The organism is Bradyrhizobium sp. (assembly GCF_049519115.1).
Taxonomy (GTDB): domain Bacteria; phylum Pseudomonadota; class Alphaproteobacteria; order Rhizobiales; family Xanthobacteraceae; genus Bradyrhizobium.
In genome coordinates this window covers 1-26,084 of sequence record NZ_JBEKRB010000083.1, presented here as the reverse complement: position 1 = coordinate 26,084, position 26,084 = coordinate 1, and the positions used below count along the sequence as shown (strand labels likewise).

The window sequence follows — 26,084 nt, the reverse complement described above, 5'->3', positions numbered from 1 at the left end:
GACATCGCTGGCGCTGGCGCTGCTGGTCGGCGGCCGTGTCTTTGCTGCGATGAAGAAGTCAATCGGCGCCGGCGAATGGGTCCGCCGCGGGCTGGGTGCGGCGGTGCTGGTGGCGGTTGTTGCCATCGGACTCGGAGCCGATACCGGCTTCCTCACCAACATCTCGGTCGGCGGCACCACAACGCTGGAGCAGAGCCTCCTCGACAAGCTCCGTCCCAACCAGAAGACGGCGTCTGGACCGTCGATGACCAAGCAGCCCACACCATCCGAACAGGCCAACGCAGAGTTGCCGGTCGAAGACCTCATGCCGTCGCTGGCAGGCGCGCAAGAATGGCTGAACTCGCCGCCGCTCAGCCTTGAGGCGCTGAAGGGCAAGGTCGTGCTGGTCGACTTCTGGACCTACTCCTGCATCAACTGCCTGCGCTCGATTCCCTATGTGCGGGCCTTGGCGGAGAAATACAAAGATCATGGTCTCGTCGTGATCGGCGTCCATGCACCTGAATTCGCCTTCGAGCGTAATGTCGCCAACGTCAAGACCGCGCTCGGCACCTTCAAGATCGGATATCCCGTCGCAATCGACAACGAATGCAAGATCTGGCGTTCATTCGAGAATGAGTACTGGCCGGCGCACTATTTCATCGATGGCAACGGGAAGGTTCGCCATCACCACTTCGGCGAAGGCGAATACGACGAGTCCGAAGAGATCATCCAGAAGATGCTCAAGGACGCCGGCAACAAGGACGTGCCCGGAGGTTTAGTCACCGTCAACGCTTCGGGCGCGCAAGCCGCCGCCGATACCAGTGATGTCAAGTCGCCCGAGACCTATGTTGGCTACGACCGCGGCAATCACTTTGTGTCCCCGGGCGGCGTCGTGGCGGACAAGGACCACACCTATGCCGCGGGCGAACCGCAGCTCAATGAGTGGTCATTGATCGGAAACTGGACCGTAGGACCCGAGCGCGCGCAACTCGACGACAAGGACGGAAGCATTGTCTACCGCTTCCACGCCCGCGACCTGCATCTCGTGCTCGGCCCTTCGGCGGAAGGCAGCCAAATCCGCTTCCGCGTCCGCCATCGACGGCAAGGCACCGGGCGATGCCCACGGCACGGATGCCGATGCCGAAGGAAACGGCGTCGTGACGACGCAGCGGCTATATCAGCTCGTTCGCGCTCCCGGATCAGTGGCCGATCATACTTTCGAGATTCGCTTTCTCGATCCCGGCGTACAAGCTTACGCCTTCACCTTCGGTTGATGGAGAAAGTCGGTTGGTTCCAGCTGGCGTAACCAGCTGCTGAAGACATGATCTGCGCGAACCGCCACGCCATTCGCATGCTGTTGCGCGGCGGTTCGCAAACCTGCGATGGATATTTGAGCGGAGGCAAGCTCGACCGCGTGGCCGACATACCACTCTTCGAGCTGCCTCGGATCGGCCTCCAGGTGGAACTGAAGCGCAAGCGCGTAGCGTCCGTACTGAACGCCTGGTTCTCGTAGTTTCGGTTCGATGCCAGTCTGGTCGCTTCGCGTGGCAGATCGAACGTATCCCCGTGCCAATGCAGAACGACGGCGTCGTCGCCCTGCAACGCCTTCAGGCAGGACGATCTGCCCTGCTGCGTCAAATCCACAGTACCCCAGTCGATTTCCTTGACAGGCCCCTTGAAAACCCGGCCACCCAGTGCTCTCGCCATGAGCTGGCTGCCGAGACAGATTCCGAGCGTCGGAAGATCGCGTGACAATCTGTATTCGATCAGTGCGATCTCAGCCGTCAGAAACGGATAATCATCCGTTTCACAGACGCCGATCGGCCCGCCCAGAATGATCAGGAGCTCAGCGTTCTTGATCGAGTGGTGAGAGAGATCGTCGACCGCGGCCTCGCAGAATGCGACGTCCCAGCCTTCGCGTTCCATGATCGAAGGCCACATGCCGCAGAGCCACGGCGGATCGTCGGGATCGGGTCAATGGAAACGGCCTTGCAGAGAAGAGATTACCTAAGATCAGAACCTAGTTCATGATCGCCGATGGCTCGCCAGTGCTTTCAGAAGCCAGCGCTTCTGCAAGGATATGCTGCATCTCGCGTTCCATGGCAAAACAAACGCTGAAACCGTCGGTCGTGGACAACGTCATCATTCCCGTGCCCGGTTCAGACGACCGCTCGACGGTCCAGGAGGCCAGCGGATAGGCGTATCTCAACGTGTGATCGCCGTAACGCGACTGGAGGGCCTTGTTGATCAAATCGGGCAATGTCATCGCAAGCGCGCCAAGCTGATTCAACGGCAGCCGTATTCTGGCGGGTACCCCGCGCGAGTCGGTAAAGCCCAGAACAACCGTGTTGCCGTCCGGGGCGACTTCGCACGCCGTGAGCGATTGTGACTCAATGTCCATTCGTGGCCATTTCTGCGTTATATTATATGAAATATAGCGATCTTCGACATAGGCGTCCGGCCCGTGCTCGGACGCCGCCCCTTTCATGGCCGAACCGTGAAATATGCACTGCTTTTCACTTGAACCCGGCCGCGTCCTTTGTTCTAACAAACCCAAGCGGATCGTCTGCGTCGAGCCGATTCCAGGCGTCACAGACTTCCCCCGATTCCCCTCATATTAAGGTCTCCAAGATGGCTAAGATGACGAAAAACCAGTTGATTGAGGCGATTGCCGAGGGGACGCAAGTTTCCAAAAATGACGTCAAGACCGTCATCGAACATCTGGTAACCGTGGGTTACAAGGAACTGAACGAAACTGGCGAGTTCGTGATCCCGGGCTTCGCAAAGATGTCCGTGGTGAACAAGCCGGCGACAGAAGCCCGCAGCGGCATCAATCCCTTCACCAAAGAACCGATGCAGTTTGCGGCCAAGCCCGCCAGCAGGTCCGTGAAGGCATCGCCGTTGAAGGTCGCAAAGGACGCCGTGCACAACCCCTGACGGCTTCAGACGTCTCGCGGAGGGCTGTCGAACCGATCGAGAAACTCCTTCACCGAGTGCACGACGCCGGTTTCCGTCGCCTTGTATCCCGGCAGCGCCGCGACGGCCGTTTGAAATTCATGGCCCTTCATGATGTCAAGAACCCGCCGCATCGGCTCGGTCTCCAGAAAAGTTTGTCGGCAGGCGAAAACATAATCCTCCGTCAGCAGGCGGATGAAATCGAGGCCGAACTGGCGAGCCGCGGCTTCGACGCCGAAGGCGACATCGGCCATGCCGCTCGCGACGTAGGCGGCGACGGCGGCATGCGTGAACTCGATCTGCTGCGCGCCGCTGATTTGTGCCTCGACGATTCCGTGCAGTGCCAGAAGCTGATCGAACAACAGCCGCGTTCCCGAATCGTGGTCACGATTGACGAAGCGCGCCTGCGTATCTGCGATGTCTTTGATGGAGGCAATCTTCAGCGGATTGCCGCGCTTCACCATCAGCCCCATCTCGCGCGTCACAAAGCTGATGATTCGATCCTGGCGCGGATCGAGCCATTCTTTGCAAGCCTGGACGCCCTGCGCGCGCAATTCGCCGCGCGGCAGGTGCACCCCGGACAGTTCGCAGGCGCCTTGCGCCAGCGAGACCAGCGAATGCTGGTTGCTGACGTAACGCAGGTCAACGCCGATGCCGGGTTCGCGGTCCAACAACTCCCGCAGTTTCGAAACGGCAAAGCCGTGGCTGGCATGCACGCGAATGACGGATGGCCGCTGATGCAGAAACGGCTTGATCTCGGTTGCGAGTTCCTGCGCGAGGTTTTCGAGCTGCGGACCGAGACGAGCCTGCATCCGCTCTCCGGCCCAGACCAGCTTCTCTCCGAATGCAGTGAGCTTTGAACCCTTGCCGCGCTGGGTTTCGACCAGCGGCACACCAAAAAACTTCGACCACTGCTCGATCAGGTTCCAGACATGGCGATAGGACAGATGCGCATCCCTCGCGGCGCTGGTGAGCTTTCCGGTTTTGCGGATCTCATTGAGGACGCCCAGCATCACCACGACGGTTTGGGGGCTGTCTTCCTTGTGGAACCGCCAGACCGGCTCGATCTCGATGTGCAGCACGTTCGATACCTTATGAACTCTAATTCATATATAGCGGCGTCATAGGTAATCAATATCATATTTACTACTGGAAATATCCTCCTACGTTTAGTCAGAAGCTACGGAGGAAATATGTTGTCTATTGCATATGACTTTACCCCGGAGACGGCCGCGGGCGAGTTCCTGCGGAAACCGCACCAGCTCCTGATCGATGGTCATCGCGTCCCGTCCTCTTCGGGACGGACCTTCAAGTCCCTCAATCCCGCGACCGAAGAGGTCATCGCCACCATTGCCGAAGGCAACGAGGCCGACGTGAATCGGGCCGTCGCGGCAGCCCGCCGCGCCTTCGAAGGACCCTGGCGCACGATGCGCGCCGCCCAGCGCGGCAATCTTTTGCTCAAATGGGCGGAGCTTCTGAAACGGCATGCCGACGAAATCATCGAGATCGAAAGCCTCGACGGCGGCAAACCGATCTCGGCCACGACGCGCCAGGACTTTCCGGCGGCTATCGATACGCTGACCTATTATGCCGGATGGGCCGACAAGATCAGCGGCGACGTCGTGCCGACGCGCGACGATGCGCTGACTTACACTGTGCGTGAGCCGGTCGGCGTGGTTGCGGCGATCGTGCCGTGGAATTTCCCCCTGATGATCGGGATGTGGAAGCTCGCCCCCGCTTTGGCGTGCGGCTGCACCGTGGTCATGAAGCCGGCCGAACTGACTTCACTGTCGGCCCTGCGGATCGGCGAACTGGCGCTTGAAGCCGGCATTCCGCCCGGCGTGTTCAACATCGTGACCGGTCCAGGCCGTGTCGTCGGTGACGCGCTGGTCAATCATCCCGATGTCGACAAGGTAACGTTCACGGGTTCGCCGGGCGTCGGCCGCGGCATCATGAAGGGCGCGGCCAGCAACTTCAAACGCGTCTCGCTTGAGCTCGGCGGCAAGTCCGCCAACGTGATCTTCGATGATGCCAATCTCGATGCCGCCGCCAAGGCTGCGGCTGCCGGCATCTTCTTCAACGCGGGCCAGGTGTGCTCGGCAGGCTCCCGCGTGCTGGTTCAGGAAGGGGCCTACGACGAAGTCGTGGAACGGCTCGCGGAGCGAGCCAAATCGCTTCGCATGGGCGATCTGTTGGATCGCAATACGTCCTTGGGCCCGGTGATCTCCGAAAAGCAGATGAAGTCGATTCTCGATTATGTCGATATCGGTCAAAAGGAAGGCGCTTCGCTGGTTACCGGCGGCGAGAGGATTGGCAAGCGTGGCTATTTCATCAGCCCGGCGGTGTTTGCCGACGTCAAGCACGAGATGCGAATCTCGCAGGAGGAAATCTTCGGCCCCGTCGTCAGCGTCATCAAGTTCAAGGATGAAGCCGACGCGCTGCGGATCGCCAACGGCACGGCCTATAGCCTGGCCGCGGGCGTCTGGAGCCGCGACATGGGCCGGGTCCAGCGCTTCGCCAAGCGCGCGCGGGCCGGAACGGTCTGGATCAACACCTACGGCTATACCGATGTGCGGTTGCCGTGGGGCGGTGAGCGTGACTCCGGCCTTGGCCGCGAACACGGTACGGCCGCGATCGAGAACTTCACCGAGCCGAAGGCGATTTGGATGAATCTCAAAGCCTGAGGATGATCAAAGTGGCAATGCACGGGCTGGAAAGTCCGCGCACTTTGCTGCGAAAGGCATCGCGGCCGAAGCGATGAAGATCGGCGAAATGTTTCATTTGCTCGCCGCATTCTTTGCAAGTGCACGAGGGCGTGTTAGTGGGCGTCGACTGCACATCTGACACTGGAAATAAACAGCCGGTGGTTCGGATTCGCGCGATTGTGGTACTTCTGAATTTAGATTTGAGCCGGTCTCACAGCGACAGGGCTTCCATGCGTCCGGGCATTTAACCGAGGCGCCTCTATTTTCCCTGAGCGGCGGCTTTTCTCATGATCGCGATATATCGGTCGGTCTGATTGGCTATCATCTTCCAGCTTCGAGCAAGGCTCGTAAGAATCGTAGCTTCGGCTCCGCTCTGTGCCAAAAGCATGAGGCGATGACATTCCTCGGCCTGTGTCCGGCACCGACTTGCTTCGAGCATTTCCCGCCGCGGGTCAAAATAGGTCAACGGAGACCTGCCAGATACACCACGCAAGCAACACCCAAAGCAGGACGCTCACCGCGAGCGCACCAAACAACGATACTTGGGATGAGAACTCGATAGCTGGGACCGGCTGCTTTGATTGGGGCATTGCATCGCTACGATCATAGGCGGGAGCACAACACTCTGTCACCGTACGGGTTGCCTGTTGTTAGGCGGTGATGGGGTCGAACAAAGCATTAAATCCTGGGGTTGTATGGTCAATATTATACTCGAAACGACTTAAACGTTCGACCGGCAGAGAGATCAGGAGGATCAGGCGCGGCCTTACCGTAATCGATAGAAGTCTCCAGCCCGTCGCGAATGAACCCAGTTGGAGGTGACCGCTGCCGCATCGTTGTTTGATATCAATGGCAGCCATAGGCTCGTGGACCCCCGGCTGGGCCGCCGCAGTTCGTGAACTTGCGCTGGAATAATGCCAGGTTCCGTGCCAGACTAAACAACCTCCGCGAGCGGACCAGACCCTGCGGACGGCCGGGATTATGACGGTGCCCCGACCGATGTTGGCGCTAGAAGCCACAGGAGCCTCTGATGGGGAAGCCAGCCAAGAATGCATTTGATGCTCAGGTCTTTCTGGCCAAAGTGGGCGAAGGCAAAAGCATCCTTCAATTTCAAAAAGGTCAGAACGTATTCGTGCAAGGAGATCGCGCTGACACGGTGTTTTACATCCAGAAAGGCAGGATCAAACTCACCGTCCTATCCGATCAAGGCAAGGAGGCCGTGGTTGGCATATTGGGATCGGGTCAGTTTTTCGGTGAAGGCTGTTTGAATGGCCATCGGCAGCGCATCTGCACGACGACGACAATGGAAAACTGCGTCATCACGGCGATTACCAAGACTGCGATGATCGCTACGCTTCGGGACCAGCCGCAATTTTCCGAGATATTCATGGCTTATCTTCTGACCCGCAACAGGCGGGTCGAGGAAGATCTGATCGACCAATTATTTAATTCAAGCGAGAAGCGGCTTGCGCGGCTGCTGTTGCTACTCGCCAATTTTGGAACGGAAGGAGGCCCCCAGCCAATCAATCCAACCATCAGTCAGGAAACACTGGCGGACATGATCGGCACCACCCGATCCCGGGTCAGTTTTTTCATGAACAAGTTTCGCAAACTTGGGCTCATCGACTACAACGGACACATCAAGGTTTACAATTCGCTTTTGAGCGCTGTCTTGCATGACAAACCACAGCTAAAATTAGAAGAAGGCGGCTCATAGTCTCGGCAAAAAAATTCGGCGGCCGAGCAAATCTGAACAGGGTCCCAAATCTAACGAGAGATAAGCTGTCGTCGCCCCGGCCATCCCGGTTTGCCGGCGACAGACAATTCCGCGCGCCGGGGTATTTTGGGAGCGGTAAAATGCCCGCGTATCGACGCATCCTCGAATCTGGCTTGTCTGCAAAATATCACCTGCAAGCCGTTGGGTGTGAACAACGGGCCGAACACGCAACCGACCAAGCCACCGAACAGGAATGGCGGCAACTTGCGGCGCAGTGGCATTCGATGGCGGACCAAGCCGCCGCGCTGTCGGACGAAGCTTCGCGGGACGATTCATTTTAGTCACTCGTCGGCAACTCTCATCTATTTTGAAAACTGATCAATATTGGGCAGCGAATCGGACCTCCAAAAATTCACCCGGTTTATTCACCGTTCAATCTGTTTGTCCGAGACCGAGAGCGTTGCGTTCCCTCCTAACGCCAAGGGGAGCATCATGCCACGGACGGACTTCTCGCTTGATCATGGGCTTGATGCCAAGCCTGAGCCACCAGACGGAGAGCTTTGATCGAGCGCATCACGCCCGACCAACCCCAGCAGAACGGCCGACATGAGCGAATGCATCTGACCCTTGAAGTTGGAGGCCACCAAACCGGCCGCCAAAAACTTCCTGCAGCAGCAGGCCAGGTTCGATGACTTCATCGAAGGCTACAACAACGAGCGGCCCCACCAGGCGCTCAACATGCAGTGTCCGGCTCAGCGCTACCCGCCCTCGTCACGGCCATATCGCGGCTTGCCGGATATCGATTATTCGCTTCATGACAAGGCAGCCACCGTCACGACCTGCGGCCGCATCTGCTTTAACAACCAAAGATCAATCTCAGTCAGGTGTTCGCCAGCCAGACCGTCGGCATCAAGCAAACTGACGACCGCATTTGGCTGGTCAGCTTCACGGACTATGATCTCGGCTACTTCGACGACAAGACCTGCAGGCTCGCCCCCTTGCAAACCCCTTCGACCGAAAGTGTTACCTATGTCTTCGGAATAAAACGTAACCCATGTGTCCGGAACGGACTCATCGTCCGTTGGTCGGGGCAGCTGGATTCGAACCAACGACCTGCAGTACCCAAAACTGCCGCGCTACCAGGCTGCGCTATACCCCGATCTCAAGGAAGATCACGTCGATACACGCTTAGGAACCCATCAGCAAGGCGGGATGCATGGGGCGCGGCATCCGCGAGGCTGTTCTAAAATGACAAGTTAGAACAACACCATAACGCGTTGTTTGGACAAGATGGCTCAGCCCGGCCGGTGGCCCGTCTATTTCCCGCTGAACAGCGGGTGACCCACGCGATCGCCGGGAGCGATGCCGTATTTCTGCGCCGTGCCGGCGATCACCTCCAGCACCCCCTTCGCCTGTCCCCGCGACGGGATGATCTTGGTCGATAACGGTTCGGTATTTTCCGCGATACGGAGAATTCTGCCGTCGGCCCGAATGAAGATCATATCGAGCGAGATGTAGGTATTTTTCATCCACATCGACACTTCCTGTTCGGGCGTGAAGTCGAACAGCATGCCTTTACCTTCGGCGAGTTCCTTCCGGTACATCAACCCTGTGGCCTTCTCATCCTCGGTCGTCGCCATCTCGACCGAAAATACGTGCACACCGGTTTTGGTCACGATCTCAAGCGGCTGGATCGATGCGGCCCGCGCGCTTTCGCCGGCGAACACCCAAAGCGAGCCTGCCAGCGCAAGTGAAATCCAGAATTGGAAATGCGGCCAACGACCGTTGCCCGCTTGATCAGACTTTTTCGACACCATTCCACCACGCCTCATTGGTCGCACCAGCGATCCGGCGCGAGCTTGCTGACTGCAACGCCGCGCTTTTAACATTCACACCGGCTTGAGGCAGTCACTTTTGCGATTTTTCGAGGCTCGCAGCGCTCTTTGGGGCGCCACAAGTAGGCGGCGCGCCAAAGGAATCGAGGAAACCTAGAGGAGTTGGCCGCCCGGCGGCCGGCTTAGTGCGAGGAAAGTCCGGGCGAACCGGTTTCGGGCTGGATTTCAGCCGCCATCATGCCCTTGGAACCCGGCCCGAACCGGACCAGGACATATTGCCCGGGGCGCAGTTCCGTCATGCCGTAGCGCCGCAGCGTTTCCATATGGACAAAGATATCAGGGGTTCCCTCCCCGCAGGTCAGGAAACCGAACCCGCGAAGCCGGTTGAACCACTTCACCTGAGCCCGCTCCAGCCCGCTGGTCGGAGTGACGCTGACGTGAGTTCTCGGCGGCAACATCTGCGCGGGATGGATCGCCGTCGATTCGTCCATCGAGACGATGCGGAAGGCCTGATAACCTTTTGCGCGCTGCACACACTCGCAAACGACACGGGCTCCCTCGTAGGCCGTCTGGTAGCCGTCGCGGCGAAGAACCGTTACGTGCAGCAGAACATCCGGCCAGCCATTATCAGGGACGATAAAGCCGTAGCCCTTTGATGCGTCGAACCATTTGATGACGCCGCTGATTTCGACAAGATTCGCCGCAGCCTCGCCGAGCCCCTGCAGTGCATCAAGCACAGCATCTCTCGGGCCAGCGGCGGAAAATCCAGAACCGAGCCTTGCCGGTCCAACCGCCCCGCCGGGCGATTGAACTCCGAGCTTCTTGGACTCAAATCCGTCCGACCCCATGACCCCGGACCCCACAACATTATAAACATCCCGCCGGCGAATGCGGCGGCGATTCTCTCGCGTCTATCCCAATATTCAGAAGACGCCGCGAATCTCTCGAATCAAAAGATAACACTCTCGACTGCGGCGCATAGATAAAAAACGATTCTTCCGGAACCTATGAACAGTCTTGCGCGTCAGCGAATCAATTAGGCATCAGTTGCCTACAAACGGCCCGAGCGTTTCCCCGATATCATGCCGAATGACCAGGTCGGCGATGTCGTCCTGTTCGGTGGGCTCGTTGTTGATAATGACCAATCGTGCGCCAGCGCTCTTGGCCATCAGCGGAAAACCCGCCGCCGGCCAGACCACCAGCGACGAACCAATGGCGAGAAACAGATCGCATTGTTGCGCGAGTTCCGTTGCCCGGCGCATGGCCTCTTCAGGCATCGCCTGACCAAAGGATATGGTCGCCGTCTTCACCGGCTCACCACAGGTCGCACAATCCGGCGCATGACTTGAAGCTTCGAAACGCTGCTTCACCCAGCCAAGATCGTATGTCAGACCGCATCCAATGCAGCGCGCATAAGTGGTATTGCCGTGCAGCTCGATGACGTGATCGTCCGCGAAGCCTGACGCTTGATGTAAATTATCAATATTCTGGGTCACGATCGCCGGGATCTTTCCCGCACGGTAGAGCGAAGCCAGGGCGCGATGACCGTGCCCAGGCCTGGCCGCGGCAAATGTCGCGTCGATGGCAAAACGCCGCCGCCATGACTCATCCCGCGCTTCCCGGCTCGCGACGAAATCATCAAAAGGGATCGGCCGGTTGCGAGTCCACAGCCCGCCCGGTGAGCGGAAATCCGGAATGCCGCACTCGGTCGAGATGCCGGCGCCGGTAAAGGGAACGATCATGGAGGCTCCAGCGATCATCTCGCCGAGTTGCTCCACGCCGCTACTGATATCTGACGCAATCACTACGCACAGCCTAACGGGTCCCCCGTATCAAATGCAATACCGGGGGGGCCCGCCGGCACTTTCGAACAATGTGTTATTTCGAATGAGGTCAGGCCGCTTTCGCGACCGCATCCTTTGCAACAGCATCCTTCGCAACAACATTCTTGGCGACAGCATCCTTGGCTTCGTCGATTTTGCGGGCAGGGTCATCGCCCTTCTTCGGCTTGCCAACTTGCGGCGCGACCAGCGCCTTCTTGGCGAGCTTGCCGTACTGCGACAGACTTTCCAGTTCGGCCTCGAGCTCGGCCTGTCGTACCATTACTTTTTGGGCGAGCTTTTCGGTCGCAGCATCACGCAGTGCCGCGAGTTCTTCAATGTTCAGTGAATCCAGATCGATCTTTGCCATAAGGCCTCCTGTGCGCGCTCTCGCTACCGGCAAGGATCGCGCGTCACAAGCAGCCTTCACCCTTATCCACAATCACAACCGTTCAATCACAGTCTTGCGGCGCTCTCATCCCATTCGCGCCCCAATTGCGGACGCCAATGTTTGCGGGACACGAATCAACGCCAAAGGATGGGCATGAGCGAACGGCACGATCGGCTGGCGCGCGAGCGCGAGGAAATCGCAGCACGCGTGGCCAATTTCAAAGCCACTCAGGAAAAATTCAGACGCGAGCGCGAGGAATATTGCACGACCACGCTGGAAAACGCACGTCATAGCGAGCGATCGAAATGTGCGCTTGAACGCGTGCAAGCCTGGCCGTGAGGTGAACAGGATTCGCCGAGCCAGCAGAAAAGCCCGGAGTGACCTCCGGGCTTTTCTTTCGCCAACGAGTTATCCTTTGAAAACAAGACCCGTTTTACCAGTAACCTCGATGCCAATAGCGGTGCCGCCAATATGGCCCACCATATGGCCCGCCATAATACGCATAACCCGGACCGTAGGACGGCCCGTAATAGGGACCGTATCCGTAGTAGCGGGGGCCATAGCCGTATCCGTAACCAGGACCGTAATAACCGTATGCGCCGGCGGCGCCCGCCGCGATCGCGCCAGCTGCCAGACCGAAGGCTAGCCCGGGTCCAATTCCGCGCGCCTCGGCCGGCGCCGTGACGTTGGTCGCACCAACTGCGGCAACCGTCGCTAAAACTGCCAGTGTCTTTTTCATGCGCGTTCCTCCATTTCAGTACTCACATTTCAACGCGAGAACACCGTGATGGTTGCAGCGGGAACCGCGAAGGAATGTGAAGATCGTGGGAACTAAACAAAAAAGAGCGGTCCGATTCGACCGCTCTTTCTTGGGTCATCTGATAGACGGCGCTTTATTGGCGACGCTTTATTGGCAAGGATGCCTCAAGCCATCAAAGCCGAGGTAAGTCCCGCTCGCCGGATCGTAGGAGCGGTAACGCTGCGCGCAGTACGATGCATCGCCGCCGACAGCGACGGTCGTCTGATCGCCCCACGCCTGCTGCTGACCGAACGTAGCGCCATTATCATAGGCGTAGCTGTTATCGTAGCCGTAGTTGTCGCCGGCATAATTCGGGTCATAGGCATAATTGTCGCCATAATACGGATCCGAATAGCCATAGCCGTAACCGCCCGCCGCGATAGCCGCACCGGTCGCGATGCCTGCGCCAACGGCAAAGCCAGCATCGCGCCCGAAGCCGCGGCCGCGATCGCCGCGGAATTCGCCGCCGCGTTGCGCAAACTGGGGGTTACCGCGCGGTGCGAACTGCGCATTGCCACGGCCGGCAAAATTGGCAGCGCCAACATTACCCTGAGCACCGCGGAAGTTAGATTGCATACGCGGACCGCCACCCATACGGGCGCCGCCCATATTCCCGGCCGCTGCATGAGCGCCGGCCTTGCTACCCGGTGCCTGCTGCGCCAGAACCGGGGTTGCGATCGCAAGTGAAAGCGTTAGAGCCGTAGCTCCCAAAATACCAAATCTCGTCATACTGTATCTCCTGGACTGTGTAGCTAAACCAACCTCCTCAAGAGACGATCGTTCCGGTGCATCGCAAAATAGCGGGGTCAGCGGACTTACGGCTTAGAAAAAGCGAACTCGGCCTGGAACGAAAGAACAAGCGCCCACGATAACGAAGGGAACCGCGTTCGCATCGGGCAGAACACCGAATGGTTTCCGCAACCTCAAAAAGAATCCTGCCTGGTTCCGGCAACAACGATGCTCCACGTATGTTGGTCTTGCGATGATAAGGAGAAATCTGATGCGAAAATTTATCCTGACTGTCGCAGCTGTGGCGGCTGTTGGAACAGCGGCAATGGCGCCTGCAGACGCCCGGGGCTTTGGCAGAGGCGCCGCAATTGGCGCCGGTGTAGGAGCGGCAGCGTTAGGTGCGGCAGTAGCCGCTGGCGCCTACAACAATGGCTACTACGGCCCAGGCTACGGCTACGTCCCGGATGACGGTTATTACGATAACCCCGGCTATTACGACGATGGACCGCGGGTGTATCAGCGGCGATTCTACCGCAACTACGGTAACTGGTAAGACAGAAGAGCCCGGCTTTCGGCCGGGCTCTTTCTTTGTCCAACGAAGCAGCGCCCTACCCGCGGCCACGGCTGCGGCACGCAGGCCCACCGCGCCCGATGTGATGACCAGGATGTTCACCCTCTGACTCTATTCCGTTCTCAAAGAACGAATCGGAATCGAGCAAATCAGCGCGGCCGAAGTCTTAAACAACAACTAATGCCAGCATCAAGCAATCATCCCCACGATGATGATCGCGGTGATCGAAGCCGCGTGCGTCAAATCAATCTTTTCGCCACCCTTCGTGGGTTTGGATTTGCCCATTGGCCACTTGCGGGCTTCGATACAGATCTTCGAGCGTTCGGCCGCTTCCCACATTGTGCATTTTGCTGCTATTTCTTGCCCCGTCATGCCGAACGCCGCTCAAAATCGCCAAACGGTCTCAGGAGGATAAGAAAAATGCGTTATCTCCACACCATGCTGCGCGTCCGAAATCTCGATACCGCGCTCAAATTTTATCGCGATGCGCTGGGGCTGAAGGAAGTTCGCCGCATCGATAACGACAAGGCAAAATTCACCCTGCTTTTCCTGTGTGCGCCCGAGGACGAAGATCGTTTGAAAACCTTGCCTCCCACGCGCGGCGCACCGCTGGTCGAACTCACCTACAACTGGGATGAAGAAAAATACGGCGAGGATCGCTATTTCGGTCATCTCGCCTATGAGGTTGACGATATCTACGCGACCTGCGCGCATTTGATGAAGCTCGGCATCACGATCAACCGCCCGCCGCGTGACGGCCAAATGGCTTTCGTACGCTCGCCCGACTTGCACTCGATCGAACTTCTGCAAAAGGGCGATGCGAAGCCGCCGGCAGAGCCTTGGACGTCGATGCCCAACACCGGCCACTGGTAGCGCAGGCGCCCCGCACGCACTGGACACGTTACTTGTCGCTCCCAGGTCATCGGAACTTCGCTCTGCCCCACGCGTTGCTTATCCATCGAGGAATTGAGGAGGCAATGATGGGACGAGGAATACTGCTCTGGCTGCTGGGTGTGCCGATTCCGGTGATTATTCTGTTGTGGCTGTTCTTCGGTCGCTAACAGATACGATCAACACTTTCTGTGGCAAATCAGGTTTCGCTGATCGCGAAGCCTGATTTTTGCATTTCAAGCATTCTTTGCCCGGCATGACGAGAAGGACTGCTTTTGTCCGGAATTTGCGCTATCACCCGCGGGATCATCGTCGGGAGCGAGGGCAAAAATCGTGTCGAACGACAATCAACAACTCACCATCTGGGGTCGCGCCAACTCCGTCAATGTTCAGAAAGTGCTGTGGTGCCTGCACGAACTCGACCTTGGCTTTGAACGTATCGATGCGGGTATGGCGTTCGGCAAGAATCGCGAGCCGGAATATCTGGCGATGAATCCCAACGGCCGCGTGCCGACGCTGGTGGACGGCGATTTCGTGCTGTGGGAATCCAATTCCATCATGCGCTACTTGGTGCTCGCCTATCGGCCGCAATCGCCGCTTTATCCGCAGGCGCCGAAACTGCGTGCAAGTGTCGATCGATGGCTCGACTGGACGCTCTCGACGCTGCAGCCGGTCGACCGCCCGGTGTTCTGGGCGCTGGTGCGAACCCCGGTCGAACAGCGCGATATGGCCGCGATTCAGAAGGATGCCGACGCTGAAGCAGTCCAGTGGCATGTCGTCGACGCTTATCTCAAGACGCGCCGTTTCATCGCGGGCGACGACTTCACACTCGCCGACATCGCGATCGGCGCTTATGCACGGCGCTGGTTTGGCGTAGAGGGAATCGCCAAGCCGACGTTACCTCATCTCGATCGCTGGTTTGGAGAGATCGGTACCCGTCCGGGTTTCGTGCGCTATATCGCACCACCGATGTCATGAAGCAGGTATTGTCAGGCCCGTGTCGCGAAGACTGGAATTGATGCGGCCTATCTGACGAATTTAACTCCGAAGGAATGCCCGCGCCGCCAAACCACGTGGCAGTGGCGGCCCGTTTTGGCATCGCGCGAAAAAGCAAGCCGCATGCGGCCCGTCAGCACGCTCGAATCCGACACGGAGAGCTTCGCGCCCGTGGCCGACATGTCGTGCACGACACACTGGCGCGTCGCAAAGCCACCCTCCAGGGTGACCCAGCCGGTCTGCTGCACCGATCTGCGTACATCGCGTTTTTTGGCTGCGGGCACTATGCTCTTCCGACTTGAGATGATCGTTCGCGCCTTCTTATCGGAGCGGACTTTAAAAACTGTTGCAAATTACCGCAGCGAACGAGGGGCCTTGTTAGTAAACATCTCCTGCCAGAACGGCCCGGCGCCGCCCCTCGTTCCCTACGTGAAAAACCAGCCTTCGCGCGGCTTGCCCGGACGCGCAAACGCCATTATACGTTCGCGCGCTGGTCTTCGGCCGTTTTCCTGATCAAACCGGCAAAGTGAACAAATCCTTTCAAGATATTGATTCGCTGGTTAAATTTCGTTAGTTCAAAGCGAAGCAGCGGTACGGTCCGGATTTGGCTGTGTCGAGGCAGGCGCCTTGCTCCCTTCGTCTATCGGTTAGGACGCCACCCTTTCACGGTGGAGAGAGCGGTTCGATTCCGCTAGGGAGCGCCATCGGTTTTTGGCCCCATTGATCCGACTGGATTTTTACCCCGAAAGCGACCCACTTTTGTCCACCGCCAGCGCCGGTGGGTCACATTCGTTCCCGATCTGACCGAACCCGATCAGGTGCATCGAGCCGCCCGCCATGAGCTGTTGGCGGACCTTCTTGGTGTAGAGTTCGGCCTGTTCCAGAGTCTTCCAGCCGAAGATCGCCATGAGCTGATACGGCGTCGCGCCGTTCTCGGCCGCGATGGTCGCGCCCGCCTTCCGCAGGCCGTGCCGCCCGGCCTAGCACGTCCGCCTCAACGCAGCGGTCGGCAAACCAGTTGCCCAGCCCCTTCGTCGTGTGCGGTTTTTTGAACTCGGTTTCGATGAAAGTCAGCGAGCCGCAGGGCGATAGCTCGATCACGGTTTCCAGCGCCGGTAGCATCGGGATCGTGAGCGTCACCGGCGCCTTCTTACGGTTTTTGTGCTGGGTGAATGAAAGCCACCGGCCGGGATGCGTCTGCCGTAGCAGCTCGGAGACGTGCTCCGGTTTGCGAATATGCTGCTTGCCGAGCTTGACGACATCGGAGATCCGCTGGCCGGTCAGTAGGAACAGCATCAGCACCAAATAGGCTTTGGTGCCGATCGGGTGACGCCTGATGTATTTCTGGATTTCTTCGACCGTCCAGGTGTGGTGACCGTCTGTCTCAGGCTCGGGCAGAAGCGCAACGTCGGCGGCAATGTACAGTAGCCCGTGTATCGAGGGCGATAAGCTGTGCAAGCGTCGCGCCCTTCCTCGGCTCCGACCGACGACAGTCGTGCCCTCGTAGAGAATGTCAGAATGCCTGCATATCAAAGTATCCCTGAGCCTGATCAGTCTGCGAAATGCCATTTGAAGGCAATCGGATGTGAGCATCAGGCCAAACGCGCAAACGACCAAGCCACCGAACAGGAATGGCGGCAGCTGGCGATGCAATGGCATTCGATGGCTGATCAAGCCGCCACAATGTCGGACGACTTTTCGCGGGCCGACTTCAGGTAGATCGACGGTTCAAATTTATTTTGAACATTGATCAATATTGGGCAGCGATTCAGTCGCCTTTGGATTCTTGTGGGATCTATCAACACATCGATGGTCGAGAGTGTCGCGTTCCCACCTAAGGCCAGGGGAAGCATCATGCCACACACTGACATCTCACTTGATCCCAGCCGACGAGCTTAGATCACGCGGGCGGAACGTCGGCAGGCGCCCTATGTAGTTCAGCGATCGTTCTGGGTTGCTAATCCGAAGTTAGCAGTGTCCTAATTTGAATTTGTTGTCCGGTACCGAACCGACAAACAGGGCAAAGCACTCTTATTCTCTCGGACCATGACCGATGAGTGGAACGAAGAGCTGCGGTGCCCCGAATGCGGCAAGACGGGTATGGCTCGCTTGTCGCATCCCAAGGGCGATCAGGCGCCTACCGTTCAAAAAGTCCCCGATGGCTTCAAGGTCATCTCCACCCAGTATGGTCCCGACTTTCATTGCGGGACGTGCAACATCGCGGTGGCGCCGTAAGGCCGCCTCGGTTGGCTGCCTCTTGTTTTTTCGACGACGAAACTTACTCGCCCTTAAACTTGACGGCCCATATCATTTGTACATGGGCCTCTATGACGAAGCGAAAGCCTTCCGACGGGACAGCGAAGCTGTATCTCGAAATGATGAGATATGTTCGCGACGAACGGCAATTGCAAATTTTATCGGAACTCTCTGGAGCACTAGGCCGCCTTCGTAACCAATTCAAACCTGCGAGCCCTACAATGGCTGGGATCTGCTTTCTGATTGCGGTTTTGCTTGGCGGGGCCGCTCTTCTGTTTCGTCAGGCGGCCGAAGAGATTTCTATCGGCACGGACTGGGCTGGCCAAGTCTGCTCGCTGTCGTCGACCTTTTGCCACAACCCCGAATATCTGGCCTATGCCGGCGGCGTCATGCTGGTGATTGCGATCGGCGCCAAGCTCGGCAGCCTGGCAAATTAAGCGGCACGAAAAAAGCCGCCGCTGGGGTAGGATCAGCGACGGCTCTACTCAACACACGTGACCAAGCGGAAGGTCACAAACGACGATGCGCCCAGGCGATTAAGAACGGGTTACGCTCGCCCATGGCTTCTATTCGTTAGACAGCGGTTTGTCCTCATGGTTGTATCACCGGACAACTCTGCACACCCAACTTTGGAGGGAACGACCGTGTCGACTTCACTTCGAAATCTTGCCGTGTCAGCCTTGTTGGCGAGCGGCCTCCTGTTTACCGGCGCAGCCAGTGCGGCACCTCTCGGCGAACTGCTTGCAATCGCTAAAGCCAACCCGAACGTTACCCAAACTGTACAATGGAGAGGCGGAGGCTGGGGATGGGGCGCACCGGTTGTCGGGGGACTTATCGCAGGGGCAATCGTAGGCGGAGCGATTGCTAACGCCCCTTATGGCCCGGGCTACTACGGTCCGCCGCCGGTGGCGTACGGTCCTCCTCCCGGTGACGCGGTTGCTTACTGCATGCAACAGTACAGATCCTACGATCCGCGCAGCGGGACGTATCTCGGCTATGACGGGTTTCGTCATCCCTGTCCTTGAGGCGCCGCTACGTTTGATATGAACAAAATGCCCGCCGGCTACAACCGGCGGGCATTTCTCGTCAGAGGGACTGTCGCGATCCGGTGACCGCTGTACGGCTGTCGCCAGCACTTGGGACCGAGGTCGATAGCTGGGCGGACTCCCAACCCGGCACGCCCAACCGATCGGAAGCCATCCGCCGCCTAGTCGAGATCGGGCTGAGGGCGAAGAAATGAGCAAGCGTCACCAAGACATCCAATTGACGCTAACCATCCGTTAGCACCGTCATATTAAAATCGATTTGATCGATCGAGGGCATAGCGTGTGACTTCTGCACTTGCTGAAACTGCAATCGAATGGCTGGCCGTCGCCGTCGGCGCATTGATGGCGGCTATGCCGATCAATCTTATCGGACACTTTGCACTCGGCTTTTCGGACGAGCAGCTTCTCGACCTAGCCCTACGCGGCGGCTTCTATGTCGGGCTACTTTGGCTGACTGCATATTCAATTCGAAAGCTTTGCGAACGGATGCGCCAGGTGCGTAAGGCTGCGCGCCTTGCTTCTGTCGCCTGCTGATCATCCCGGCGTGTAGCCCTAGAGGCTTCCCTCTCCGGCCAATCGGCGGAATCATGCTGGATGACCTCTCTCTCCCTTCGCAAAGTTCTGCATCCGCAGGCTCGGAACAATCACCGCGTGATCCTGAAAACCGAGCACGGCGAGTTCGAAATAGGCTCGATCGGCGTGCAGACCTTCACCAGCACGGATACCTCGTGGACCTGGGGAATTGATACGGTCATGCCGATGAGGGACGATCAGGCCGAAGGTCGCGGCGCCGACCGCAATGATTGCATGGTCAAGTTCCGGAAGGCCTGGGAAAGCTATTGCAAGCAGCCGGGATGGCTTGATGAGTTTCTCGCCATGAAGCGTAAGCCGCGATGATCAAGCGCAAGCCGCTCGACCTGCCCCCGCTGTCGCGTCTTCGTCAAGGACATGAAGGCGTTCTTCGCGCCAAGGATGACCGGTACAAGCAGGACGAGATCGCAGTGCGCCAGCTTCACGCGCTGAAGCAGCACCAGGGACCGCGCGAGAAAGCGTCGCCTTACCGACGTGAAGGCAATGTTTCTAGAAACGAAGGATCACGTTTAATTCTAATTCTAGCGGCCGAGGCGTCCGCCGTGCTAGCTTTGTCGCGTTTACGGTTACATGGGCTACAACTTCGGACGCACCACGAATTTGAAAAGGGTGTGCCGGGAGGGAGGAAACGACAGCATCATTAGTGTTGGAGTTTTCTTATGATCACCGAATACAAAAGCATGGAATTTCAGGTTCGGCGTCACCCCGATGGGAAATGGGAATGGACCATCCCAAAGTTAGATATCGGAGGGATGCATGCAGATGAACACCGCGCAGTCTCGGACGCAAAGGCCTCCATCGATCATTGGCTCGAACGGGTAAATTAGACATCCGCCAATTCTTTTCATCTGAGGGGCCGGCCGTCGAAGTATTTCTATTGGGACGACATTCCCGGTCGTCGTCTCAGGCCTGAAATTGTACCGAGCGAAATTGCCCTTGAACAAGCGAGTGCCGTTGCCAGGGCAGAGCTATGACGAGAAAGAAGCTGCCTGTAGCCGCTCTGTGTGTCATCCACTTAGCGCGGCCTAGGTGGCTCTCGAATGCCCGCCTGGCGCGATGCCTACAAAATCGTCTTGTGAAGTTCGCCGTGGAGGCGTTTCAATTTGGGTGCGGGTCTTTGGCGCGACACCGGGGTTTATACCCCGCCTCGCAACATCCACCGCAAATAAGCCCCTGCCGGGTCATTCCGGTGGGGGTTTTGCTTTTCGGTCGGTGCGACATGGTCTTCAGCACAAGGGATTTCGGAGATCTACGATCGGCATTAGTCGGCAGGATTTGACGCAAGACTGCCTAGGGGATCTTCCTGTGGCCGGGATGCGAGATGGTCGCGAGTGTTGGCGTCTTGGCCGGCCAGAACGGCAAGTTCACCGTTCATGTGATTGAGTGCGGCCGCGCAAAGAAGCAGCATGCAGACCGCGCCATGCCTGCATCCAAAGGGATAAAGCTCGGCGCGTTCACCTGAAGGTGGAATGACGGACGATGGTGTAGGCGGTCGCACGCATGCGCGCGCCGTCGAAGACTCAGCGGCGATCTTCAATCGGCACTGGCACCGGCTCGGCAGGGTCTTGAAGGGCAAGATAGACGTCCATCGCGAAGATCACGCTCAGAATGGCGATCACAGCGGCGACTAGCGCGCCGGCGATCCACATCAGCAAACTTTTGGTCGATCCGAACATCAGCCTGAAACTCGTCCGTTGCCTTTGCATTCCTTGCACGTAGCGTAGATTCTCACGCCGGGGCGCTCCGGTGGCTTCGCCGGCGCCATGCCGGTCCCGTTGCAGGCTGGACACGGGCGCTCGATTGGTTGCGGCTTCTTCATAATTACAGGCGGCTGATCGTGCTGTGACTGACGTTGTAGGACCGGCCGATGTCGACCAAGGACTCGCCAGCTTCCCGCCGCCCGATCGCTTCCTGGCGCTGGTGGTGCGTCAGTTTCGGTTTGCGGCCCATCACGACGCCATTGGCTTTGGCACGCGCACGGCCCTCTGTGGTGCGGGTGCGGATCAATTCCCGTTCGAACTCGGCAAGGCCGCCCAGGACGGTCAGCATCAGCCTCCCGTGCGCCGTCGTCGTGTCTGCCCAGGTATCCCGCAAAGACTTGAAGCCGGCGCCCTTGTCGGCAACTGCGCCGAGTATGTTGAGCAGGTCCCTTGTCGACCGGGCGAGGCGATCGAGACGGGTCACGACCAGCACGTCGTCTTTGCCGAGACGGCCGATCAGCTTGGCAAGTTGCTTCCGGTCGGTCTTGGCGCCGCTGATCTTCTCTTGGAATAGCTCGGTGCAGCCTGCCGCTTTCAGCTCGGCCACCTGGGCCGTCAACGATTGCCCGTCAGTCGACACTCTCGCGTAGCCCAGCAGCGCCATTTCCGCCTCCACTTTTGCACGGCAATTCTGCACAAAATAATGCCCGCAAAATCAAGGTCAATCGTTTTGTGCGTAATTCAAGATTTTCGCACAGAGGCGAAACGAAAAGGCCCGGCGCTGCTACCGGGAGGGCGGCACCGGGCCAGTCTGAGGAATCGCCTGATGTGGATCAGGCTGGAAGTGACCTGCAAATGATGTGCCGGTAGGTGCGCCGGCCCCGCAAGCTGGGGAGCCGATCGAGACCGGCGCGGTCCACGCCCGGCGTCCGGTATCAGCGTAGCCTTGCGCGGTCAGCTCGGTGCAAACGACGTGCCGGGTGGTGCGCCGGCCCCGCTGGTGATTGCGGCGGCGACGGGACCGGCGCGGTCCACGCCTCGGGGGTAGGCGGGTGAGGCGCAGGTCGGTCCTGCAAAAGCCGGGCCGGCGGCAAACGGTGGCCCGGCGACGGTGTCGTCTACCTTTACCGAGTTCCTGGCGAGAAGCGCCCCTAAATCGCGCTACCTAAAAAACTTCGAAGGCGATCTCTCCCTATTCCTCGTGAGGCAACCGATGCAGATCACTCCTTTCCTTGGATCACCGGACTGGCGGCCGTGCAAAACGGCTGGACGTTCGCCGCGTTCGTGCTGCTGCTGGCGATCTGGCTGTTGCCCCACCGGCCATGAGAACCGCCCTTTTTTAGTCGGAAATTATCCCCACATGGGATGCACCGGCGATCGTATCAAGGACAGCATGAATGCGCCTCGGGCGCCTGTGCAAATTGCCGAGGCAAATGACGTTCGGGCCCACCTGGAGCGGCTGAAGCGCGGTGAATCACTTAGAGCCGCGTAACCTGAACAACGCACGCCTTGCAGACTATTTTTCTTTAAGCTGGATCCGCCACATCCCCTGATCTTTCCCCGTGGCCCAGTATCCTTCAATCAGACCATCCTTACCTGGCACTCGGTGCAGCGTCGCGCGGCCATTCTTGCGTGCGCAGGTCAGTTCAAAATGGCCGGGTGAAACTTCCTCACCTTTCCAAATTGTCGACCCGTCAAACTGCTCATACGATATGAGCATCTGCGATCCAGAAATCTGAACATCGACGGCTCCCTTGTCGCCTTTACGGTAAAACGACGAAAGTTCCGAGTTCTTCCAGTTGGCCATAGGCTTGCTTTCTGCTCATAGCTGCGGTGCGCCCATCAAGATCACCGAATATCCATCATGCATTCTCAGTTATCTATAGTTACCAACTCATCGGTTATGCGTAATTGCTGTATTAGGTTCGATAGTTACGTCTCAATTTTGCTGACATCGCAGACACAGCCGCTGCCGTCAGGTAATGGCCCGCTATTTCGGCCAGTACCTCCCGTCACGAGGCCTCGAAGGGCACGCGTAGAGGTCTCGCCTAAATCAATAGTAATTTGTAATGGCCGTCACGGCGCGTAATAGGCCAGACTCTGGTAATCGATGGTCTTCCCACGGAGCTTGGGCGGTAATTCCATTTCCAGATTTAGCGCGCGGGCTTTCAGCTGCTCATATGTCGTTCGATGCATCCTGCGAGGGCGAGACGGGAAAGGCTCCGAAGGCGAAGCATTACCGTTGAGCTGAAGTCTGATCTTGCAAATCTCGAAATGTCGTCGGCCGTGGGTGCTCTTGGTTTGGCTGGCGTAGAGGGGATTACCGATGCAGGCCCGGCAGCAATAACCGCCCATGCCCGCTAGGAGCTTTGCCACCCGCTTTTCGCAATATGGGCAGTACATCCACGGGCGCCAGCCACCGAAATGGCACCATGTCCAGGAAACGCGCACGTGCTGATTGCTGCGGTTTCCAAGATCCAGTTCAAGCGAATAGCGGGAACCGATGATGCGCGTCAGCTTCGGCCAACGAATCCACCCCCGCAACACCGTTCGATGGTCCCGCAGGAGCCCTAACCTTTTCAATTCCAGCACGTCGATACAGTTGGATGATAGGCGCTCAACCGTTGTTACGGGTAATGCCGATCTAGTCACGTAGCGCCGACCTTTCTTGCTTAATCTCGATAACCCGCGCTGCGATTGGACCCCAAGTCGCAAAGTCGGCTGCAAACTTGCCTATATCGACTCCAGCTTTGCCCTTGGCGTAATGGCTCCTGAAAATGCTCCAAACATGATCCGGGTCTACGCCGTGCGGGATATTGATGCCGGCATGATCCGTAAACGAAAGCAGATCGCCGTCGATAACCAAATCTTCGAACGTGCCTCGCAACGAATCTTCGGCTTCCTGCTTGCTCATAAGAGCCTTTGGCTTTCTCCTGATCTTTGCTGACATGGTTTTGCGTCCTAAATCATTTGGGATCGCGCCTTCCAATAATCGGCCCGTTAAAAGCCGGCGCGATGCCCCTTCAAGTTTTGATCAATGGCAAATGGGACACGATCGACGGCGGCATGTTCTGCGACGAACCGGAGCCCACCGCGTTAATGGTAATGTTGGTGGTGGACGAATTGATCGTGATCTCACCGTTATAACTACCGGATTGAGCGGCTGTGACCCCACCCGCGCCATACTGACCAACCTCAAACAAATTTGGAGTATGAAGGTGACCCGGATCGGTAATGCCGTGCGTATGCGTCTGCATCGCCTGACTGCCGCCAACCGCCCCCATCAACGAGCCAGTGATCCCCGCAACGCCAAATGTAACGCGCGCCGACGTTGCTCCACCCTGAACGGTATCAAGGCCAATGCGCATCCTCGCCCGCTCGTCAGGAACCCCAAACGTGGTGATGCCGTTGCCGCCGAACGTAGAGCCCAGGGCAGCAAACAGCGCGGGATAAGCCGAGGCCGAATAAACCGAACCATCCTTGATTAAATACGGAAGAACAGAACAGGCCGTCATCCACGGTGGCAGAGCCGTCCAGCCGTGCAAGTCTATCGCCACCCCGGGCTCTGGCGGATCGACGAAATCCATGCTGGTTCCGTCAAAGAACACATGGCTTTTCTTGCCCTGCGGAACGCCGATACTGTTTCCGCCCCCCGTAGATGGCGAAAGCTGAACGTAGGTCGTTCCCGTGCATTGGTTGTTGATGATGTAAAAGCCCGGCAACTGAAATTGTAGAACGGCCGGTCCAGTCTGCGCTCCCATCAGCGTAATCATGCTATTGCTGGATTGCGGAACGGTGCCACCCCAGATTCCCGTTGTGGCAGGAACAGTCAGCAAGATCGTGGTCGCGCCGGAAAGCGAAATCGAAGTAACGCCGCCGAACATCGCATCGATCATTTGCCAGTTAGGATTGAGGCAGGCAGTTCCCCAGGAACCGGGCAAATCTCCGGTCTGGGGTGCGATCAAATTTCGATTGGCTGTAATAGGCTCTGACATTGATTAGCTGCCCCGCTTATTCGCTATCGAGAAAATCATAAATGGCTTTGATAACTGCCGGATCATCGTTACGCATTTCTTCTTTCAAATGCCCCCTTCGGATTAGCTTATCGATATCGGTTACCCGTAATTCGATAGCGAGACATCGAATCCCGGCCCTTTGTCGCTTCCGGTATCGGCGCATCCGTTCAGCAGCCAGAGAGATGGATTCAGCTTGTTGTTCCATGGTTTCAGCCGTTGCCTTTCTTGGTAATCCGGCCGCCTCGCTTCGCTTGCGAGGGGGCTTTGCGGGGCGCGGGCTTGTATTGATTTGCTGCGGCGACGGATCTTGCCCTGACAGCATTGAGTTGCTGATTACCGCTTGCGAAGCCGGGCGTAGATAGGCTGTGCGCAGGCGCTCCAATAGCATTCGCTGACACCGGCTGAGATAGTGGCGGGTCAGCAACTAGTGAGACAGCACCGCCGTCCGCCCGGCGTTTCTTGGTCGCCGTCATTTGATCGCGCAAGTCCTTGAAGTTTCCCGACATCACGCCACCTCGTCGAGAGGTACGCCGTCGGCCTTCAGCCGGTCGATAATGCACCTGCGGACATACTCAGATGCCGACATTAGGTTTAACGACGCTGCCCGTTCGATCGCTGGGGGCAATATCGGTGGGCACCTGACTTGCACCATGTCGCTGAAGTAGCTTTGGGGTTGTCTGGAAATCCCCATGTGTCCTTCCTCCCATAGCAGTTGCACACCCTTCCGATCGGCTTGCTCAAGAGAGGTTGGTAATGCCTATCGCGGCTTGCAATGGCAGTTCAGAAATCTACTAGGGGGAATGCCACTCGGCTTGAGGGGCCTTCCGGTCTAACCACCTCGCGCGCGGAGATGGTGACTCTCAAAATTCATCGTGTACTGACAAGCGTAGCAAATCAGCAAATCAACTCCAGTGAACCTCCTCCGAACTGATGGACACCTGTAGTAGGCTCGAAGAGCCAGGAGATGTCGGATGGAAGGACGTCAACGTCGGTCGTTTACGGACGACTACAAGCGGCAGGCGGTTGATCTGGTCGCATCGAGTGGCCGCTCGATCGGATCGGTGGCCAAGGAGCTTGGCCTGCGCGA

35 protein-coding genes, 2 tRNA genes and 1 pseudogene are annotated in these 26,084 nt (G+C 58.0%); 18 read left to right on the top strand and 20 right to left on the bottom strand.

What is annotated here, in order from left to right:
• Positions 1-1,253, top strand: a pseudogene (locus tag ABSE61_RS33130) (thioredoxin family protein); the annotation flags it as partial.
• On the opposite strand, the gene ABSE61_RS33125 reads toward ABSE61_RS33130, so the two are convergent.
• The gene (locus ABSE61_RS33125; protein ID WP_423875387.1) at positions 1,240-1,920 is read right to left on the bottom strand and encodes a glutamine amidotransferase-related protein; all 681 of its coding nucleotides are present in this window, start codon (positions 1,918-1,920) and stop codon (positions 1,240-1,242) included. The pseudogene ABSE61_RS33130 and the gene ABSE61_RS33125 overlap by 14 nt on opposite strands.
• A gap of 79 nt (positions 1,921-1,999) precedes the next feature.
• The gene (locus ABSE61_RS33120) at positions 2,000-2,572 is read right to left on the bottom strand and encodes a hypothetical protein (RefSeq protein WP_423875386.1); all 573 of its coding nucleotides are present in this window, start codon (positions 2,570-2,572) and stop codon (positions 2,000-2,002) included.
• A gap of 38 nt (positions 2,573-2,610) precedes the next feature.
• Between ABSE61_RS33120 and ABSE61_RS33115 the strand changes: the two genes are divergently transcribed.
• Entirely contained in the window at positions 2,611-2,916 is a 306-nt protein-coding gene (locus ABSE61_RS33115; RefSeq protein ID WP_423875385.1) for an HU family DNA-binding protein, read from the top strand.
• Positions 2,917-2,921: 5 nt separating this feature from the next.
• Here the strand turns inward: ABSE61_RS33115 and ABSE61_RS33110 are convergent, their stop codons facing one another.
• Positions 2,922-4,016, bottom strand: a complete 1,095-nt coding sequence (locus ABSE61_RS33110) for a substrate-binding domain-containing protein (protein WP_423875384.1) — start codon at positions 4,014-4,016, stop codon at positions 2,922-2,924.
• A gap of 114 nt (positions 4,017-4,130) precedes the next feature.
• Here ABSE61_RS33110 and ABSE61_RS33105 point away from each other — a divergent pair, with 114 nt between their 5' ends.
• From ABSE61_RS33105 to ABSE61_RS37145, 4 genes are all read left to right on the top strand, one after another.
• Complete coding sequence (locus tag ABSE61_RS33105) at positions 4,131-5,618, top strand: aldehyde dehydrogenase family protein (protein ID WP_423875389.1); 1,488 nt, start codon at positions 4,131-4,133, stop codon at positions 5,616-5,618.
• A 1,051-nt stretch (positions 5,619-6,669) separates the two neighbouring features.
• Positions 6,670-7,356 carry a Crp/Fnr family transcriptional regulator gene (locus ABSE61_RS33100; RefSeq protein WP_423875382.1) on the top strand — a complete coding sequence of 229 codons (687 nt, stop codon included), beginning with the start codon at positions 6,670-6,672 and terminating at the stop codon, positions 7,354-7,356.
• A gap of 140 nt (positions 7,357-7,496) precedes the next feature.
• Positions 7,497-7,697 (top strand): hypothetical protein, encoded by a 201-nt coding sequence (locus ABSE61_RS33095; protein WP_423875381.1) that lies wholly within the window; start codon positions 7,497-7,499, stop codon positions 7,695-7,697.
• A gap of 286 nt (positions 7,698-7,983) precedes the next feature.
• Positions 7,984-8,400 carry an integrase core domain-containing protein gene (locus ABSE61_RS37145; RefSeq protein ID WP_490338383.1) on the top strand — a complete coding sequence of 139 codons (417 nt, stop codon included), beginning with the start codon at positions 7,984-7,986 and terminating at the stop codon, positions 8,398-8,400.
• Between the two features lie 38 nt (positions 8,401-8,438).
• On the opposite strand, the gene ABSE61_RS33090 is transcribed toward ABSE61_RS37145, so the two are convergent.
• The 5 genes from ABSE61_RS33090 to ABSE61_RS33070 all read right to left on the bottom strand — a co-directional run bounded on the left by ABSE61_RS33090 (position 8,439) and on the right by ABSE61_RS33070 (position 11,381).
• Positions 8,439-8,515 (bottom strand) — tRNA-Pro (locus tag ABSE61_RS33090).
• Positions 8,516-8,672: 157 nt separating this feature from the next.
• Entirely contained in the window at positions 8,673-9,188 is a 516-nt protein-coding gene (locus tag ABSE61_RS33085; RefSeq protein WP_423875380.1) for a DUF192 domain-containing protein, read from the bottom strand.
• A gap of 185 nt (positions 9,189-9,373) precedes the next feature.
• On the bottom strand, positions 9,374-10,039 hold the full coding sequence (locus ABSE61_RS33080) for a cold-shock protein (RefSeq protein ID WP_423875379.1): 666 nt from the start codon (positions 10,037-10,039) through the stop codon (positions 9,374-9,376).
• A gap of 195 nt (positions 10,040-10,234) precedes the next feature.
• Positions 10,235-10,996 (bottom strand): SIR2 family NAD-dependent protein deacylase, encoded by a 762-nt coding sequence (locus ABSE61_RS33075; RefSeq protein WP_423875378.1) that lies wholly within the window; start codon positions 10,994-10,996, stop codon positions 10,235-10,237.
• Positions 10,997-11,084: 88 nt separating this feature from the next.
• A complete protein-coding gene (locus tag ABSE61_RS33070; protein WP_423875377.1) occupies positions 11,085-11,381 on the bottom strand; it encodes a hypothetical protein in 297 nt (98 codons plus the stop codon).
• Between the two features lie 174 nt (positions 11,382-11,555).
• On the opposite strand from ABSE61_RS33070, the gene ABSE61_RS33065 reads away from it, so the two are divergent.
• On the top strand, positions 11,556-11,741 hold the full coding sequence (locus ABSE61_RS33065; RefSeq protein ID WP_423875376.1) for a hypothetical protein: 186 nt from the start codon (positions 11,556-11,558) through the stop codon (positions 11,739-11,741).
• Between the two features lie 94 nt (positions 11,742-11,835).
• Here ABSE61_RS33065 and ABSE61_RS33060 read toward each other — a convergent pair whose 3' ends face one another.
• The gene (locus tag ABSE61_RS33060; protein WP_423875375.1) at positions 11,836-12,141 is read right to left on the bottom strand and encodes a hypothetical protein; all 306 of its coding nucleotides are present in this window, start codon (positions 12,139-12,141) and stop codon (positions 11,836-11,838) included.
• A 168-nt stretch (positions 12,142-12,309) separates the two neighbouring features.
• Positions 12,310-12,930 (bottom strand): BA14K family protein, encoded by a 621-nt coding sequence (locus ABSE61_RS33055; RefSeq protein WP_423875374.1) that lies wholly within the window; start codon positions 12,928-12,930, stop codon positions 12,310-12,312.
• Between the two features lie 271 nt (positions 12,931-13,201).
• Here ABSE61_RS33055 and ABSE61_RS33050 point away from each other — a divergent pair, with 271 nt between their 5' ends.
• Positions 13,202-13,483, top strand: a complete 282-nt coding sequence (locus tag ABSE61_RS33050; RefSeq protein WP_423875373.1) for a hypothetical protein — start codon at positions 13,202-13,204, stop codon at positions 13,481-13,483.
• A gap of 207 nt (positions 13,484-13,690) precedes the next feature.
• On the opposite strand, the gene ABSE61_RS33045 is transcribed toward ABSE61_RS33050, so the two are convergent.
• Complete coding sequence (locus ABSE61_RS33045; RefSeq protein WP_423875372.1) at positions 13,691-13,873, bottom strand: hypothetical protein; 183 nt, start codon at positions 13,871-13,873, stop codon at positions 13,691-13,693.
• 48 nt (positions 13,874-13,921) lie between these two features.
• Here ABSE61_RS33045 and ABSE61_RS33040 point away from each other — a divergent pair, with 48 nt between their 5' ends.
• Both ABSE61_RS33040 and ABSE61_RS33035 read left to right on the top strand, forming a co-directional pair.
• Entirely contained in the window at positions 13,922-14,374 is a 453-nt protein-coding gene (locus tag ABSE61_RS33040) for a VOC family protein (RefSeq protein WP_423875371.1), read from the top strand.
• Positions 14,375-14,725: 351 nt separating this feature from the next.
• Positions 14,726-15,370, top strand: coding sequence for a glutathione S-transferase family protein (locus ABSE61_RS33035; protein WP_423875370.1), 645 nt, complete (start codon positions 14,726-14,728; stop codon positions 15,368-15,370).
• Positions 15,371-15,417: 47 nt separating this feature from the next.
• On the opposite strand, the gene ABSE61_RS33030 is transcribed toward ABSE61_RS33035, so the two are convergent.
• Positions 15,418-15,672, bottom strand: a complete 255-nt coding sequence (locus ABSE61_RS33030; protein ID WP_423875369.1) for a PilZ domain-containing protein — start codon at positions 15,670-15,672, stop codon at positions 15,418-15,420.
• A gap of 345 nt (positions 15,673-16,017) precedes the next feature.
• On the opposite strand from ABSE61_RS33030, the gene ABSE61_RS33025 reads away from it, so the two are divergent.
• Positions 16,018-16,092: transfer RNA gene (locus tag ABSE61_RS33025), tRNA-Glu, on the top strand.
• 79 nt (positions 16,093-16,171) lie between these two features.
• Here ABSE61_RS33025 and ABSE61_RS33020 read toward each other — a convergent pair.
• Positions 16,172-16,846: a site-specific integrase gene (locus ABSE61_RS33020; protein WP_423875368.1), complete on the bottom strand. Its 675-nt coding sequence runs from the start codon at positions 16,844-16,846 to the stop codon at positions 16,172-16,174.
• Between the two features lie 1,019 nt (positions 16,847-17,865).
• On the opposite strand from ABSE61_RS33020, the gene ABSE61_RS33015 reads away from it, so the two are divergent.
• From ABSE61_RS33015 to ABSE61_RS32990, 6 genes are all read left to right on the top strand, one after another.
• A complete protein-coding gene (locus ABSE61_RS33015; protein ID WP_423875366.1) occupies positions 17,866-18,081 on the top strand; it encodes a hypothetical protein in 216 nt (71 codons plus the stop codon).
• Positions 18,082-18,237: 156 nt separating this feature from the next.
• Positions 18,238-18,669: a BA14K family protein gene (locus ABSE61_RS33010; RefSeq protein WP_423875365.1), complete on the top strand. Its 432-nt coding sequence runs from the start codon at positions 18,238-18,240 to the stop codon at positions 18,667-18,669.
• A 303-nt stretch (positions 18,670-18,972) separates the two neighbouring features.
• Entirely contained in the window at positions 18,973-19,224 is a 252-nt protein-coding gene (locus ABSE61_RS33005; RefSeq protein WP_423875364.1) for a hypothetical protein, read from the top strand.
• Positions 19,225-19,284: 60 nt separating this feature from the next.
• Positions 19,285-19,587, top strand: coding sequence for a hypothetical protein (locus ABSE61_RS33000; RefSeq protein WP_423875363.1), 303 nt, complete (start codon positions 19,285-19,287; stop codon positions 19,585-19,587).
• Entirely contained in the window at positions 19,584-19,925 is a 342-nt protein-coding gene (locus tag ABSE61_RS32995; protein WP_423875361.1) for a hypothetical protein, read from the top strand. Before ABSE61_RS33000 ends, ABSE61_RS32995 begins: the two co-directional genes overlap by 4 nt.
• A 677-nt stretch (positions 19,926-20,602) precedes the next feature.
• The gene (locus tag ABSE61_RS32990) at positions 20,603-20,743 is read left to right on the top strand and encodes a hypothetical protein (protein WP_423875360.1); all 141 of its coding nucleotides are present in this window, start codon (positions 20,603-20,605) and stop codon (positions 20,741-20,743) included.
• A 58-nt stretch (positions 20,744-20,801) separates the two neighbouring features.
• On the opposite strand, the gene ABSE61_RS32985 is transcribed toward ABSE61_RS32990, so the two are convergent.
• From ABSE61_RS32985 to ABSE61_RS32955, 7 genes are all read right to left on the bottom strand, one after another.
• Complete coding sequence (locus tag ABSE61_RS32985; RefSeq protein ID WP_423875359.1) at positions 20,802-21,071, bottom strand: hypothetical protein; 270 nt, start codon at positions 21,069-21,071, stop codon at positions 20,802-20,804.
• A gap of 31 nt (positions 21,072-21,102) precedes the next feature.
• On the bottom strand, positions 21,103-21,645 hold the full coding sequence (locus ABSE61_RS32980; protein ID WP_423875358.1) for a recombinase family protein: 543 nt from the start codon (positions 21,643-21,645) through the stop codon (positions 21,103-21,105).
• Positions 21,646-22,497: 852 nt separating this feature from the next.
• A complete protein-coding gene (locus tag ABSE61_RS32975) occupies positions 22,498-22,788 on the bottom strand; it encodes a hypothetical protein (RefSeq protein WP_423875357.1) in 291 nt (96 codons plus the stop codon).
• Between the two features lie 269 nt (positions 22,789-23,057).
• A complete protein-coding gene (locus ABSE61_RS32970; protein WP_423875356.1) occupies positions 23,058-23,573 on the bottom strand; it encodes a hypothetical protein in 516 nt (171 codons plus the stop codon).
• 52 nt (positions 23,574-23,625) lie between these two features.
• Positions 23,626-23,931 (bottom strand): hypothetical protein, encoded by a 306-nt coding sequence (locus tag ABSE61_RS32965; RefSeq protein ID WP_423875355.1) that lies wholly within the window; start codon positions 23,929-23,931, stop codon positions 23,626-23,628.
• A gap of 73 nt (positions 23,932-24,004) precedes the next feature.
• Complete coding sequence (locus ABSE61_RS32960; protein WP_423875354.1) at positions 24,005-24,976, bottom strand: phage tail protein; 972 nt, start codon at positions 24,974-24,976, stop codon at positions 24,005-24,007.
• Between the two features lie 16 nt (positions 24,977-24,992).
• The gene (locus ABSE61_RS32955) at positions 24,993-25,385 is read right to left on the bottom strand and encodes a hypothetical protein (protein WP_423875353.1); all 393 of its coding nucleotides are present in this window, start codon (positions 25,383-25,385) and stop codon (positions 24,993-24,995) included.
• Between the two features lie 583 nt (positions 25,386-25,968).
• On the opposite strand from ABSE61_RS32955, the gene ABSE61_RS32950 reads away from it, so the two are divergent.
• A partial coding sequence (locus ABSE61_RS32950) for a transposase (protein ID WP_423875388.1) occupies positions 25,969-26,084 on the top strand: 116 nt, incomplete at its 3' end.

Coding starts and splice junctions, on each gene's coding strand:
- ABSE61_RS33125 (WP_423875387.1), bottom strand. CDS start 1,920: ATGTGGCCTTCGATCATGGAACGCGAAGGCTGGGACGTCGCATTCTGC.
- ABSE61_RS33115 (WP_423875385.1), top strand. CDS start 2,611: ATGGCTAAGATGACGAAAAACCAGTTGATTGAGGCGATTGCCGAGGGG.
- ABSE61_RS33100 (WP_423875382.1), top strand. CDS start 6,670: ATGGGGAAGCCAGCCAAGAATGCATTTGATGCTCAGGTCTTTCTGGCC.
- ABSE61_RS33095 (WP_423875381.1), top strand. CDS start 7,497: ATGCCCGCGTATCGACGCATCCTCGAATCTGGCTTGTCTGCAAAATAT.
- ABSE61_RS33085 (WP_423875380.1), bottom strand. CDS start 9,188: ATGAGGCGTGGTGGAATGGTGTCGAAAAAGTCTGATCAAGCGGGCAAC.
- ABSE61_RS33080 (WP_423875379.1), bottom strand. CDS start 10,039: ATGGGGTCGGACGGATTTGAGTCCAAGAAGCTCGGAGTTCAATCGCCC.
- ABSE61_RS33070 (WP_423875377.1), bottom strand. CDS start 11,381: ATGGCAAAGATCGATCTGGATTCACTGAACATTGAAGAACTCGCGGCA.
- ABSE61_RS33065 (WP_423875376.1), top strand. CDS start 11,556: ATGAGCGAACGGCACGATCGGCTGGCGCGCGAGCGCGAGGAAATCGCA.
- ABSE61_RS33060 (WP_423875375.1), bottom strand. CDS start 12,141: ATGAAAAAGACACTGGCAGTTTTAGCGACGGTTGCCGCAGTTGGTGCG.
- ABSE61_RS33055 (WP_423875374.1), bottom strand. CDS start 12,930: ATGACGAGATTTGGTATTTTGGGAGCTACGGCTCTAACGCTTTCACTT.
- ABSE61_RS33050 (WP_423875373.1), top strand. CDS start 13,202: ATGCGAAAATTTATCCTGACTGTCGCAGCTGTGGCGGCTGTTGGAACA.
- ABSE61_RS33045 (WP_423875372.1), bottom strand. CDS start 13,873: ATGACGGGGCAAGAAATAGCAGCAAAATGCACAATGTGGGAAGCGGCC.
- ABSE61_RS33040 (WP_423875371.1), top strand. CDS start 13,922: ATGCGTTATCTCCACACCATGCTGCGCGTCCGAAATCTCGATACCGCG.
- ABSE61_RS33015 (WP_423875366.1), top strand. CDS start 17,866: ATGGCTGGGATCTGCTTTCTGATTGCGGTTTTGCTTGGCGGGGCCGCT.
- ABSE61_RS33010 (WP_423875365.1), top strand. CDS start 18,238: ATGGTTGTATCACCGGACAACTCTGCACACCCAACTTTGGAGGGAACG.
- ABSE61_RS33000 (WP_423875363.1), top strand. CDS start 19,285: ATGACCTCTCTCTCCCTTCGCAAAGTTCTGCATCCGCAGGCTCGGAAC.
- ABSE61_RS32995 (WP_423875361.1), top strand. CDS start 19,584: ATGATCAAGCGCAAGCCGCTCGACCTGCCCCCGCTGTCGCGTCTTCGT.
- ABSE61_RS32990 (WP_423875360.1), top strand. CDS start 20,603: ATGGTCGCGAGTGTTGGCGTCTTGGCCGGCCAGAACGGCAAGTTCACC.
- ABSE61_RS32980 (WP_423875358.1), bottom strand. CDS start 21,645: ATGGCGCTGCTGGGCTACGCGAGAGTGTCGACTGACGGGCAATCGTTG.
- ABSE61_RS32975 (WP_423875357.1), bottom strand. CDS start 22,788: ATGGCCAACTGGAAGAACTCGGAACTTTCGTCGTTTTACCGTAAAGGC.
- ABSE61_RS32965 (WP_423875355.1), bottom strand. CDS start 23,931: ATGTCAGCAAAGATCAGGAGAAAGCCAAAGGCTCTTATGAGCAAGCAG.
- ABSE61_RS32960 (WP_423875354.1), bottom strand. CDS start 24,976: ATGTCAGAGCCTATTACAGCCAATCGAAATTTGATCGCACCCCAGACC.
- ABSE61_RS32955 (WP_423875353.1), bottom strand. CDS start 25,385: ATGCTATTGGAGCGCCTGCGCACAGCCTATCTACGCCCGGCTTCGCAA.